Source organism: Streptomyces sp. NBC_00726 (assembly GCF_045161735.1).
GTDB lineage: Bacteria > Actinomycetota > Actinomycetes > Streptomycetales > Streptomycetaceae > Streptomyces.
Genome location: NZ_CP108983.1, coordinates 5,604,115 through 5,617,117 on the forward strand (window position 1 = coordinate 5,604,115; position 13,003 = coordinate 5,617,117).

Annotated in this window: 10 protein-coding genes; 8 read left to right on the forward strand and 2 right to left on the reverse strand. The window is 74.9% G+C overall.

Translation table 11 applies throughout. From position 1 onward, the window contains the following. The first annotated feature begins 7 nt into the window (after nucleotides 1–7). The gene (msrB, locus tag OG338_RS24955) at nucleotides 8–412 is read left to right on the forward strand and encodes a peptide-methionine (R)-S-oxide reductase MsrB (RefSeq protein ID WP_405939450.1); all 405 of its coding nucleotides are present in this window, start codon (nucleotides 8–10) and stop codon (nucleotides 410–412) included. A gap of 47 nt (nucleotides 413–459) precedes the next feature. On the opposite strand, the gene OG338_RS24960 is transcribed toward msrB, so the two are convergent. Both OG338_RS24960 and OG338_RS24965 read right to left on the reverse strand, forming a co-directional pair. Next, nucleotides 460–2,907, reverse strand: a complete 2,448-nt coding sequence (locus OG338_RS24960; protein ID WP_405939451.1) for a GTPase-associated protein 1-related protein — start codon at nucleotides 2,905–2,907, stop codon at nucleotides 460–462. Nucleotides 2,908–3,110: 203 nt separating this feature from the next. Beyond that, nucleotides 3,111–3,731: an L-threonylcarbamoyladenylate synthase gene (locus tag OG338_RS24965; RefSeq protein ID WP_405939452.1), complete on the reverse strand. Its 621-nt coding sequence runs from the start codon at nucleotides 3,729–3,731 to the stop codon at nucleotides 3,111–3,113. 237 nt (nucleotides 3,732–3,968) lie between these two features. Between OG338_RS24965 and OG338_RS24970 the strand changes: the two genes are divergently transcribed. From OG338_RS24970 to OG338_RS25000, 7 genes are all read left to right on the forward strand, one after another. Continuing rightward, on the forward strand, nucleotides 3,969–4,415 hold the full coding sequence (locus OG338_RS24970) for a MarR family transcriptional regulator (RefSeq protein WP_405939453.1): 447 nt from the start codon (nucleotides 3,969–3,971) through the stop codon (nucleotides 4,413–4,415). A gap of 137 nt (nucleotides 4,416–4,552) precedes the next feature. After that, nucleotides 4,553–5,296 carry a hypothetical protein gene (locus OG338_RS24975; RefSeq protein ID WP_405940527.1) on the forward strand — a complete coding sequence of 248 codons (744 nt, stop codon included), beginning with the start codon at nucleotides 4,553–4,555 and terminating at the stop codon, nucleotides 5,294–5,296. Nucleotides 5,297–5,309: 13 nt separating this feature from the next. Beyond that, nucleotides 5,310–7,454 (forward strand): protein kinase domain-containing protein, encoded by a 2,145-nt coding sequence (locus OG338_RS24980; RefSeq protein WP_405939454.1) that lies wholly within the window; start codon nucleotides 5,310–5,312, stop codon nucleotides 7,452–7,454. Nucleotides 7,455–7,460: 6 nt separating this feature from the next. Next, nucleotides 7,461–9,569: a bifunctional serine/threonine-protein kinase/ABC transporter substrate-binding protein gene (locus OG338_RS24985; protein ID WP_405939455.1), complete on the forward strand. Its 2,109-nt coding sequence runs from the start codon at nucleotides 7,461–7,463 to the stop codon at nucleotides 9,567–9,569. Between the two features lie 205 nt (nucleotides 9,570–9,774). Continuing rightward, nucleotides 9,775–10,803, forward strand: coding sequence for an L-threonine 3-dehydrogenase (gene tdh / locus OG338_RS24990; RefSeq protein ID WP_405939456.1), 1,029 nt, complete (start codon nucleotides 9,775–9,777; stop codon nucleotides 10,801–10,803). A gap of 27 nt (nucleotides 10,804–10,830) precedes the next feature. After that, nucleotides 10,831–12,024, forward strand: coding sequence for a glycine C-acetyltransferase (locus OG338_RS24995; RefSeq protein WP_405939457.1), 1,194 nt, complete (start codon nucleotides 10,831–10,833; stop codon nucleotides 12,022–12,024). Between the two features lie 74 nt (nucleotides 12,025–12,098). Next, nucleotides 12,099–12,998: a LysR substrate-binding domain-containing protein gene (locus OG338_RS25000; protein WP_405939458.1), complete on the forward strand. Its 900-nt coding sequence runs from the start codon at nucleotides 12,099–12,101 to the stop codon at nucleotides 12,996–12,998. Nucleotides 12,999–13,003: the final 5 nt, after the last annotated feature.

Here is a 13,003-nt window from a genome sequence, read left to right on the forward strand (position 1 = left end):
AGCCACCGTGACGTACGACGTCGAGAAGCCGGACGAACAGTGGCGGGAGGAGCTCACCCCCGCCGAGTACGCGGTGCTGCGCAAGGCCGGCACCGAGCCCGCGTTCGTCGGTGAGTACACGGACACCAAGACGGAGGGCGTCTACTCCTGCCGGGCCTGCGGCGCGGAGCTGTTCCGCTCCGGCACCAAGTTCGAGTCGCACTGCGGCTGGCCGTCCTTCTACGACCCGAAGGACACCGACGCGGTCGAGCTGATCCAGGACCGCAGCCACGGCATGGTCCGCACCGAGGTCCGCTGCGCCCGCTGCGGCTCCCACCTGGGCCACGTCTTCGAGGGCGAGGGCTACCCGACCCCGACGGACCAGCGCTACTGCATCAACTCGATCTCGCTGCGGCTGACACCGGACGCCTGACCCTTCCGGCGTTACGGGGCCGGGCACGCCCGGCCCCGCAGCGCTGCTCAGCCCCGCCGCACCCGCCCCGCGATCCGCCGCCCCAGGCGGCCCAGGGTGCCGCGTTCGCGGCGGTTCCAGTCGCGGAAGGCGTCGGCCCGGGCGCTGCTGCCCGAGTGGCCGACCGCGTCCGCGACCGCCGCGATCCGGTCCGCGGGCAGCGTCCGCATCACGGGACGCAGCACCTCGTCGAGGAGTCCGGCGGCGGCCCCGGTCCATGGGGCGCCGGCGTGCGGGTGGGCCGTCCACACGGTGAAGCAGTCGGCCGCGTAGGCCGGGTCGGCGGCCAGCCGGGCCCGGACGCCGTCGCCGCGGGCGGTCCGGGCGTAGGCGGCGATCAGGTCCGCGTCCCCGCTCTGCACCAGGGCGTACAGCTCCTCGTCGGGGCGCTCCGGTGCCAGCAGCCGCCCGGCCACCGCGTCGCACGCCTGCCCGAGCACACCCGGCTCCACGGGCTCCGCCTCCGCGCGCAGCGCCCGCACCCGTTCGGCCCAGTCCGGCTCCGCCGCGCCCGAGCGCACCTCGCCGGCGAACTCAAGCAGCTGGAGCGCCGCCCGCACCCGGCCCCCGGTCTCCTGCGGGAAGCCGCGCAGCAGGTCGTGGGCCAGCTCCGGGGCCGCCCCGTCGTCGGCGCCGGCCGCGAGCGCGGCGGCCACCAGGAGGGACCAGGTGCCGGCCGCCCGGTGCGCGTCCGAGGTCGCCGCCTCAAGCAGCTGCCGGGCCTCGGCGGCCGCCGGCGCCCCCGCGTCCCACACCAGGCCCACCGCCGTCCGCAGCACCAGCGGCTCCGCGAACGGCGACACCCCGCCGGCCCGCAGAATCCGCTGGAGCGTCGCGACCCGGTCGTCGCCGCAGTCCGCCCTGGCCTCCGGCGCCCCGGCGCACATCCGCAGATGCGGCAGCGCCTGTGTGCCGGTGAACGGCAGCGGGACCCGGCTCAGCAGCCGGGCGACCCCGGCCGGATGGTCCGGCGCGATCCGGTCGAGCGCGCCCAACAGGGCCGTACGCACATCGAACTGCTCGTCCATCAGCTCAAGCAGCGCGGGCGCCCAGCCCGGGGCGCCCTCCTCGCCGCCGGTCAGCAGCGCGGGCGCGAGCCGGTCCAGCACGGAGGGCAGCAGCTCGGCGCAGTCCACCCCGAGCAGCCGGGCCACCCGCAGCAGTTGCACCGTACGGGCCACGTCCAGGCCGACTCCCGTGCCGCCCAGCTCGGTCACGATCTCCGGCCCGAGCAGCCCGGCGACGGCCGCGCCCTCCGGGCCGCTGAAGGCGGTGCGGCCGGGCAGCTCCAGCGAGCCGTTGCCGCCGCGCACCGCCTCCGTCACCAGCATCGCGGCGAGCGGGGCGGTGGTGGTCGCCGGGGAGCGGCCGTCGAGCGCCGCGAACAGTCGCCCGGCGGCGTCGAATTCGGGCCCGGAGCGGTCGTCGGTCCCGGGCGCCGTCAGCGCCTCGACCAGCCGGTGGGTCCGGGTCCCGTCCAGGGCGTACGGCCGCTCGGCGGCCCAGTCGGCGGCCGCCGCGCGCTCCTCGGTGCCGAGCGGTATGCCGGCGCACAGGGCCGTCACCGCCAGCGGCCCCGCCGCGAACGGCTCCCCGGGCAGCGCGGCCGCCTCCCGGAACAGCTCCGGCGCCCGGCCGCGCCAGATCCGGGCGGCCGTCTCGGCCCAGGTGTCGCCGACGGGCCCCTCCGGACGCGGGCCGCCGCACAGATGCACGCGCAGCCCGGGGCCCGCCAGCTCCTCGGCGTCCTCGGGCAGCACCCCGACCACCCGCCCGGCCGCCTCGCGGGGGCGGCGGGTGTACGTGGTGAAGGTCAGGTGCTCCGCGAGCCCGTCCGGCAGGGCGAGCCCGGCGAGCGCGATCCAGCGGGCGACGTCCGCGCTCTGCCGCTCGGCCAGGACGACCCGCTCCGGTCCGTCCGGTCCGTGCAGCCGGCGCAGGTCGGACAGCACCCCGGCGAGCCAGGGGCCGCGCGAGACGGCGAAGTCGTTCAACGCCTCGCGCTCGCGGGCCTCGTGGCCGGCCGGGGCGGGCAGCGCGGCGAGCGGATCGGGCAGCGGGCGGTCCGGCGTCGCGGCGGCCCAGCGGGCGGACCGGCAGGCGGTGAGCGGCAGCGTCCCCCCGGGGAGCCGGATGCCGGGCGGCAGATGGACCGCGTGGGCGTGGAAGCGTACGGCGGAGGTCCGGGGGGAGCGCACCGCTATGGTCCGGGCGAGCAGCCCGCTGCCGTCGGAGAGCAGGCTGAAGCTGTACGCCTCCGGCAGGGCGCGCAGGGCGGTGTCCGTGAGCCGGTCCGGTGTGCCGCGCGGCGCCTCGTAAGCCAGCAGCGGTCCCGCCTCGGTCAGCACGGACGCGGGTATCGAGGCGTCAACCGATGTGAACCGGGCGGTGGTTGGGCCGTCCTCGCCGGTCCCGTCCCCGTCCGCGGAGGTGTAGTGCAACTGCGCGAGGCTCATGCGTCGGCTCTCTTCGTCCCTGCCTGAAGATCCCCTGCCACCCGCACCCGCCCTCGCGGTGGCAGCGCCGTCCCGGCAGAGAGCGGCGACCCCGGCGGGGAGTGCTCCGCAGTCGCTGGGGCGACGCTATCAAGGAGCGACACGCCCTTGCGCCCCTGCGGCCGGAAGGCCGGGGGCGCGGGACACCGGCGATCCGGGCCGGACTACTCGAAGCGGGAGGTGTCGCCGGCTCCCCGGCGTACGATCTCCAGCTCGCCGCCCGAGAAGTCGATGACGGTCGTCGGCTCCGTGCCGCAGTCGCCGGAGTCGAGGACGATGTCCACCTCGTGGTCCAGGCGCTCCTTGATCTCCCAGCCCTGGGTGAGGGGTTCGGCCTCGTCGGGCAGCAACAGCGTGCTGGAGAGCAGCGGTTCGCCCAGCTCGCCCAGGAGGGCCTGCACGACCGGGTGGTCCGGGATGCGGACGCCCACGGTCTTCTTCTTGGGATGGAGGAGCTGGCGCGGCACCTCCTTGGTGGCCGGCAGGATGAAGGTGTACTGGCCGGGCGTGGCCGCCTTGACCGTACGGAACACGTCGTTGTCGATGTGCACGAACTGCCCGAGCTGGGCGAAGTTCTGGCACATCAGCGTGAAGTGGTGGCGGTCGTCGAGGTTGCGGATCGCACGGATGCGGGACAGGCCGTCCCGGCTGCCGAGCTGGCACCCGAGTGCGTAGCAGGAGTCCGTCGGATACGCGACGAGCGACCCGGAGCGGATGTTCTCGGCCACGTTGGTGATGGTGCGCTGCTGGGGATTTTCGGGGTGTACGTCGAAATACTTCGCCATCCGGCGAGTCTACGGCCGGGAGCGTGAACGGCTACCGGTGAAGCGGATTGTGTGGCTCCCGGGCGGGCAGGACAACCGGTTCGAGTGGTCGCCGCCGTTCAAACCTGCCCGGGCCCCGCGCGCGGGGCGTTGTGCAGCATGCATGATACGTGCATCGTGCACACATTCCGTGGTATATGTGTACAGAGAGGTCGTCGTTCCGTGGGGGAGGCGTACCGCAGTCGTAGGGAGCCGTGCGTGGACATGCCTGTGGACCGGATCGAGTTCGAGACGATGCTGCTCGGCCGGCACATGAGCCTGCTCACCTCGCGCGGCGGCGGCCGGCTCGACCGCAGCGCGTACATCCTCCTCAGCCGCATCCGGGTCGAGGGCCCGATGTCGATCGGCCAGCTGCACGACGCGTTCGGCCTCGACACCTCGACGCTGAACCGGCAGACCGCCGCCATGCTCCGGGCCGGTGTGGTGGACCGCATCGCCGACCCGGATGGCGGGATCGCGCGCAAGTTCGTCATCACGGACGAGGGCGAACGCCGCCTCGACCGGGACCGGGCGGAGAACCGCGAGGGCCTGCAACGCGTCCTCGCCGAGTGGACCCCGGAGGAGGCCGCCCGCTTCGCGGACGACCTGGCCCGGCTCAACCGCGACATCGAACGCCTCGACGGCAGGCCCTGGCCGCGCGACTGAGCCGGTCCCCTGCCGCCGGACGGCCCTTGCTCATAGGATCGGAGCGGTCTTCGGGGGAAACGGGGTGGGCGATCGTGGCGCGCGCGGGGGCGATACGCGGACTACGGGGATACGGAGCGCTGCTGCTGGCTCCACTGGTGCTGGCGGCCTGCGCGGGCGGCGGAACTCCGGCCGGGACCAGGAGCTCCGCGAGCGCCACCGCCGGCACCGCCCCGGCCCCCGGGCCCACGGAAACCGCCGTCATCGACGCGGACCCGGCCAAGCTGCCGGCCACCCGCGCGAAGGCGCTCCGCCTCATCCGCGAGGTCATCGCGGAGCCCGCCGCGTTCGGCCCCGCCGTGGTCGAAGGCAGCCCGTACGAGAGCGACCCGGCGACCTGGCCCGTCCTCGGCACCGACTGCGTCTGGCGGCAGGAGAAGCCGGCGGCCGACGTCCTGGCCGGCCTGAGCCGCTACTTCGAGGTGCCGGCGGCGGGCGGCAAGGGCCCACTGCGGCTCTCCGCCGTCGTCACCGTGCACCGCACCCGCGAGGACGCCCGGTGGGAGATGGCCGAGTCCCTGGAGGAGACGATGCGCTGCCCCACGCAGCAACTGCGGCAGGGCGAGTCCATCGGGTCCATGCTCGCCTCCGCCCTGGCCCGGGGGGAGTCCCAGCACAGCGCCGAGGACGTGCTGTTCGAGACCGGGGAGTACCGCAACGAGGCACTGGGCGGCGGCCCCTACCCGTACTCCTGGTATCTGTCGCAGACCCTCCGGTTCACCGTGGCCGTGACCGGCAAGGGGGCCAAGGGCTGGAGCGAGGACGAGGTCGACGCGCTGACGAACCAGGCCCACTCCACCATGCTGCGGAACCTCGAATCCGCCGTCGAGAAGCAGAGCTGAGCGAGGGACCGTGATGGAGAAGCTGCGCCCCTCCGACCCCGCCCGGATCGGCGGACACCGGCTGCTCGGGCGGCTCGGCGCCGGCGGAATGGGCGTCGTCTACCTCGGCCGCACGGACGCCGGAACCCTGGCCGCGATCAAGGTGATCCTGCCCGAATACGCCGCCGACGACGCCTTCCGGACCCGCTTCCGGCGCGAGGCCGAGGCCGCCCGCAGGGTGGACAGCCCCTGGGCCGTGCCGGTCTCCGGCGCGGACACGGAGGGCGAACGGCCCTGGCTGGCCACCGCGTTCGTGCCCGGGCCCACGCTGTCGGAGGCCGTCGCCCGCTGCGGCCCGCTGCCGGCCCGGGGCGTCCGGGTGCTCGGCCGGCTGCTCGCCCGCGCGCTGGCCGCCGTCCACGCGGCGGGGCTCGTGCACCGCGACGTCAAACCGGGCAACGTCCTGCTCACGGTCGACGGTCCGCGCCTGATCGACTTCGGCATCGCGCGGTCCGCCGACGCCACCGCGCTCACCGGCACCGGCCTGGTGGTCGGCACCCCGGGCTTCCTCTCCCCGGAACAGGCCACCGGAGGCGGCACCGAGGCGGGCCCCGCGAGCGACGTCTTCTCCCTCGGCTGCCTCCTGGCGTACGCCGCGACCGGGCGTCCGCCGTTCGGCAGCGGAGCCGCCGACGCCCTGCTCTACCGCACCGTCCACAAGGCACCCGGCCTCGCGGGCATCGACGACCCCGAACTCCGCGCCCTGCTCGACGCCCTGCTCGCCAAGGAGCCCGGGGCCCGCCCCACCGCCGCCGCACTCGACACCCGGATCACCGAGGACCTGCCCGACGGCTCCGTCGACTGGCTGCCGGCCGGCATGGCGGCCCTGGTGGCGGAACGCTCCGCCGCCCTGCTCGGCCTGCCCGGTGTCGACCCGACGCTCGCCGACGGCGCCACGCGATCCGGACCCGGCCGGCGCAAGGCCCTGCTGATCGCGGGCGCGGGGCTCGTGGCCGCGGCCGGCGGCGGGTTCGCCGTACGGCAGTGGCTGCGCGACGACAGCGCCGCACCGGCGGCGGCCGCCGGCGAACGGGCCTGGACCATCGGGCTGCAAGCCGACCTGTCCGGCCCGCGGAGCGCCGCGGGCCGGGCCCAGGAGCGCGGGGTCCGGCTCGCCGTCGAGCAGTTCAACGCCCGTGCGGACAAGCCCTTCACCCTCACCGTCGAGGTCCGCGACGACGGGGGAGACCCCGCCCGCGGAGTGCGGGCCGCCACCGGGTTCGCGCGCAACCGCGACGTACTCGCCGTGGTCGGCCCGACCGGTGACGCCGTGACGGAGGCCGTGCTCGGCACCTACGACGAGGCCATGCTGCCGGTCCTCACCGTGTCCTCGCTCCAGCTCACCTACGCGGCCCGGGCCAGGAAGTCCTTCTTCCAGGCCGCCCCCGCCGACGGCGTCCTGGCCCAGCCGGTCATCCGGCGGCTGGTCCTGCGGCCCGAGGTCGAACGGCTCGGCGTCCTGCTCGACCGGGCCGGCGGGCACTCCGCGTACCAGGTCGGCTATCTGACCAACATGCTGACCGGGCAGCTCACCACCGGGACCACCTACCCGCGCGTGGTCCCGGCCGGCACCCGGGACCTGGCACCCGTGATCGCGGACATGCTCGCGCACGCCAGCGACGCCCTCTTCTACGCCGGTGACGCGGCCGGCGCCGCCCGTACCGCCCGTGCCCTCGCCGGCACCTCGTTCAAGGGGCCCCGGATGGCCCTGCACACGGCCATGAACCCGGCCTTCCTCAAGGACGCCGGACCGGCCGCCGATGACTGGGAGTTCACCGCGCCCTTCATCGACCCGGCGGCACCCGCCGCCAAGAAGTTCGCCGCCGCCCACCGCGCCGCCTACGACGCCGCCCCCGCCCACTGGGCCGCCGAGGCGTACGACGCGGCCGGCCTCGCGATCGCCGCCGTGACCGCCCTCGCCGGGACGGCGCCCGGCAAGCCGAAGCGCCCGTCGCGCGGCGCACTCGTCGCGAAGATCGCCGCGTCCACGTACCAGGGCGTCTCACGCGCGTACGTCTTCGACGAGAACCACCGGATCAAGGGCGACGACGCCTACCTCTACGGGGTGCGCGACGGGCACTACGCCTACCTCGGCGCCGCACCGAAGGCCACGGCCTGATCCCGCATGCGACCGCTCACCCCGGACGACCCGCGCACCATCGGCGCCTACCGCACCCTCGCCCGGCTCGGCGCCGGCGGCATGGGCGTCGTCTATCTGGCGCGTACGGCCGGAGGCGCGCTCGCCGCCGTGAAGGTGATCCACGCCGAGCATGCCGCCGACCCCGGATTCCGGGCCAGGTTCCGGCGCGAGGCCGAGGCCGCGGCACGGGTCACCGGCCCCTGGACGGTCCCGGTGACCGGGGCGGACACCGAGGCCCGTGAGCCCTGGCTGGCCACCGCCTTCGTGCCCGGCCCCTCCCTCGGAGAAGCCGTCGGGACCGGAGGGCCGCTGCCCGTCGCCACGGTCCGGGCACTCGGCGCGCGGCTGGCAGAAGCGCTCGGCGCGGTGCACGCGGCCGGCCTCGTGCACCGCGACGTCAAGCCCGGCAACGTCCTCCTCGCCCTCGACGGGCCCCGCCTCATCGACTTCGGCATCGCCCGCCACGAGGGCGCCACCGCGCTCACCGCCACCGACGTGGTGATCGGCACACCCGGCTACCTGGCCCCCGAACAGGCCGTGGCGGGGCCGGTCGGGCCCGGCTGCGACGTGTTCTCGCTGGGCTGCGTGCTGGTGTACGCGGCGACGGGCCGGCGCCCGTTCGGGGACGGCACCCCGGCCGGGGTGCTCTTCCGCACGGTGCACCAGGAACCGGACCTGGACGGGCTGCCGGCCACGCTGCTGCCCCTGATCACCGCCTGCCTGGCCAAGGACCCGGCCGACCGGCCCGGCGCCGGGGAGATCGCGCGGTCCCTCGCGGACGGTCCCGGTGACTGGACGGTGCCCGGCCTCCCCGCCACGGTCGCCGCCCGCTCCGCCGCCGCCCTCGCCCTCCCCGACCCCGAACCGCCCCCCGCCACCCCGGACCCCGGGCCACGGCGCCCCACCCGGCGGCGCCTGCTCACCGCCGGAGCGGCCGGCGCCGTCGCCCTCGCGGGCGGGGGGACCGTCGCCTGGGTGGCCGCCACCCGGCGCGGCGGCACCGGAAAGGCACCCGGCCCCCTTCCCGCGTACCGCATCGCCCTGCACGCGGACCTGACGGGAACGGGCCGCGACACCGGCCTCGCCCACCGGCGCGGGGCCCTCCTCGCGATCGACGCCCACAACTCCCGTACCGACAAGACCTTCACGCTCGCGCTGCGCACCGAGGACGACGCCGGGGACCCCGGCCGCGCCCGCCGGGCCGCCGACCGGATCACCGCCGACCCCCGGGTGCTCGCCGTCATCGGCCCCACCGCGGAGGCCGTGGACGCCGGGATCGCCGGCCGTTACGAGAAGGCGCGCCTCGCCCAGATCGTCGTCGCGGCCGGCTCCTCCGGCGCCGATGTGGCGACCACCCGGTCCCTGTGCGTACTGCGGCCGCTCGACCCGGTGCTGGTCATCGGGCTGATCTCCTACCTGGCCCGGGTCCGGCCGACCGACCACGTCGTCCTCATCGAGGACCGCGCGGACGCGCAGAACAGCTGGGCGATCAGGGACCTGCTGCCGAAGGCGCCGGCCTACGGGGTCAGCTACACCACGGAGACCGTCGCGGCCACCGCCCGCACCTTCGCCCCCGCCGCCCGTGCCGTGGTCGCCGCCGGGGCGGGCGCGGTCGTCTACGCCGGATCGTCCGCCGCCCGGGGCGCCCGCTGCGCCAAGGACCTCGCCGCCGCCGGATTCACCGGCACCGGGACGTCGCTCGGCCCCGTACTCGCCCCGGCCTTCCTCCGGGACGCGGGCGCGGCCGGCGAGGGCTGGGTCTTCGCCGAGGCGTACACCGACCCGACGGCCCTGCCCGCCGCCGAGGCGTTCACCGCCGCCCACCGCGAACGGTTCGGTGCGCCGCCCGCCACCTGGGCCGCCGAGGCGTACGACGCGGTGGGCCTGATCGCGCGGGCCGCCCGCACCACCAGCGCCGTCGACGCCCCGCGCGACGGGGTGGCCGGGAGAATCCTGAGCACCGGATACCAGGGCATCACCCGGAAGCTGTCCTTCTCCGCCTCGACCCACCAGGTGCTGCCCCGGCCGGGCATCTTCCTCCACCGGGTCGACGGGGGACGCACCCGCTTCCTCGGGCTCAGCACCTCGGTGTGAAGCGCAGCTGCGGCCCCGCTTAAGAAAACCTCGATGGACCTGGGGCGCGGGGTACGGCAGATTTCTCCGTGACGGCGGAGGATGGTGCGCGGCAGCCGGTACGAGCGCGCTGCCATGCCGTCCCTCTCATCCTTCCCCGGGCCGCAGGCTTCCTCAGACATGCCCCCGGCCCGGGGAGCTCAACGCCGTACAGGGAGCCGCAGCCGTGAAGGCACTCGTGAAGCAGAAGGCCGAGCCCGGACTCTGGCTGATGGACGTCCCCGAGCCGGAGACCGGCCCCGGCGACGTACTGATCAAGGTCCTGCGCACCGGCATCTGCGGGACCGACCTGCACATCCGCAACTACGACGGCTGGGCGCAGCAGGCCATCAGCACCCCGCTCGTCCTCGGCCACGAGTTCGTCGGCGAGGTCGCCGCGATCGGCGCGGACGTGGTCGACATCGCCGTCGGCGACCTGGTCAGCGGCGAGGGCCACCTCGTCTGCGGCAAGTGCCGCAACTGCCTGGCCGGCCGCCGCCACCTCTGCCGCTCCACGCTGGGCCTCGGCGTCGGCCGCGACGGCGCCTTCGCGGAGTACGTCGCGCTGCCCGCGTCCAACGTGTGGGTGCACCGGGTCCCCGTCGACCTCGACGTCGCCGCGATCTTCGACCCGTTCGGCAACGCCGTCCACACCGCGCTGTCCTTCCCGCTCGTCGGCGAGGACGTCCTGATCACCGGTGCAGGCCCGATCGGCATCATGGCCGCCGCCGTCGCCAAGCACGCCGGCGCCCGCAACGTCGTGATCACCGACGTCAGCGAGGCCCGCCTCGAACTGGCCCGCAAGGTCGGCGTCAGCCTGGCGCTCAACGTCGCCGAACACACCATCGCCGACGGCCAGAAAGAGCTGGGCCTGCGCGAGGGCTTCGACATCGGCCTGGAGATGTCCGGCCGCCCCGAGGCGATGCGCGACATGATCGCCAACATGACGCACGGCGGCCGGATCGCCATGCTCGGACTCCCCGCCGAGGAGTTCGCCGTCGACTGGGCCCGGATCGTCACCTCCATGATCACGGTCAAGGGCATCTACGGCCGTGAGATGTACGAGACCTGGTACGCCATGTCCGTCCTGCTGGAGGGCGGTCTCGACCTCGCCCCCGTGATCACCGGCCGGTACGGCTACCGCGACTTCGAGGCGGCCTTCGACGACGCGGCGAGCGGACGCGGCGGCAAGGTCATCCTCGACTGGACCGTCTGACCTCCTCACCTCCCTAAGGAATCCGGCATGTTCGACTCCGTACGCGACGATCTGCGCACCACCCTCGAAGAGATCGAGGCGGCCGGGCTGCACAAGCCCGAGCGCGTCATCGGCACCCCGCAGTCCGCGACCGTGGCCGTCACCGCCGGGGGCCGCCCCGGCGAGGTGCTGAACTTCTGCGCCAACAACTACCTGGGTCTCGCCGACCACCCCGAGGTGATCGCCGCCGCCCACGAGGCGCTGGACCGCTGGGGCTACGGCATGGCCTCGGTCCGCTTCATCTGCGGCACCCAGGAGGTCCACAAGGAGCTGGAGCAGCGGCTCTCCGCCTTCCTGGGCCAGGAGGACACGATCCTCTACTCCTCCTGCTTCGACGCCAACGGCGGCGTGTTCGAGACGATCCTCGGCGCCGAGGACGCGGTCATCTCCGACGCCCTCAACCACGCCTCGATCATCGACGGCATCCGGCTGTCCAAGGCCAAGCGCTTCCGTTACGCCAACCGGGACATGGCCGACCTGGAGAAGCAGCTCAAGGAGGCGTCCGGGGCCCGGCGCCGGCTGATCGTCACCGACGGCGTCTTCTCCATGGACGGTTACGTCGCACCGCTGCGCGAGATCTGTGACCTGGCCGAGCGCTACGACGCCATGGTCATGGTGGACGACTCGCACGCCGTGGGCTTCGTCGGCGCCGGCGGGCGCGGTACGCCGGAGCTCCACGGCGTCATGGACCGCGTCGACATCATCACCGGCACCCTCGGCAAAGCGCTCGGCGGCGCCTCCGGCGGTTACGTGGCGGCCCGCGCCGAGATCGTCGCCCTGCTGCGCCAGCGCTCGCGCCCGTACCTCTTCTCGAACTCGCTCGCCCCGGTCATCGCCGCCGCCTCGCTCAAGGTCATCGACCTCCTGGAGTCCGCCGGCGACCTGCGCGAGCGGCTCAACGCCAACACCGCGCTCTTCCGCACCCGGATGACCGAGAACGGCTTCGACATCCTGCCCGGCGACCACGCCATCGCCCCCGTCATGATCGGGGACGCGGCGAAGGCGGGCCGGATGGCGGAGCTGCTCCTGGAGCGCGGTGTGTACGTGATCGGGTTCTCGTACCCGGTCGTCCCGCAGGGCGCGGCCCGCATCCGCGTCCAGCTCTCCGCGGCGCACTCCACGGAGGACGTGAACCGCGCGGTCGACGCGTTCATCGCGGCGCGCGCCGAGCTGGAGGGCTGAGGGCGGTCCCAGGACGGTCGCGGGGGCGGTCGGGGCGCCCCCGCGACCGTCCTGGGACCTGGGACAATGGGCACATGATCGATGCCCGGCGGCTGCGCGTCCTGCGTGCCGTGGCGGACCACGGCACGGTGACCGCCGCGGCCGCCGCGCTGTATCTGACCCCGTCCGCCATCTCCCAGCAGCTCGCCGCCCTGGAGCAGGAGACCGGCCACCGGCTGGTCGAACGCGGCTCGCGCGGGGCCAGGCTCACCCCGGCCGGCGAGATCCTGCTCACCCACGCCAACGCGGTCCTGGCCCAGCTGGAACGGGCGGAGGCCGAGCTCGCCGCGTACGGCTCCGGCGAGGCCGGTACGGTCACGGTCGCCGCGTTCGCCACCGGCATCGGCCTGGTGCTCGCCCCCGCCATCGCCGCGCTGGGCCGGACCGCCCCCGGCATCAAGGTCCGCGTCCAGGACGCCGAGGGCGACGCGAGCGTCCCCATGGTCCTGGACCGGCAGGTCGATGTGGCCGTCGCCGTCGAATACCGGGGCGCCCCCGGCGAGGACGACCGCCGGCTCACCCGCGTCCCCCTCTACTCCGAGCCGTTCGACGCGGTGCTCCCGGTGGGCCACCGGCTGGCGGGCCAGGAGCAGGTGGCCGTCGCCGAGCTGGCCAAGGACGCCTGGATCGGGCCGTACCCGGGCAACCCCTGCCACGATGTGGTGGTCCTGGCCTGCGAGTACGCCGGTTTCGCACCGAACCTCGAACACTCGTCGGACGACTTCCACGCGGTCGTCGCCCTCGCCGGAGCGGGCGCCGGAGTGGCCCTGGTGCCGCGCACCGCGCTCCGAGGCATGCCTCTGACCGGTGTGGTGGTCCGCCCGGTCCGCGGGACCGCCCCCACCCGCCGGGTCTTCGCGGCGGTGCGCCGGGGCGCCGAGGCCCACCCGCTGATCGCACCGGTCCTGGAAGCGCTGGCGGGCGCGGCGGGCTGAGGGCC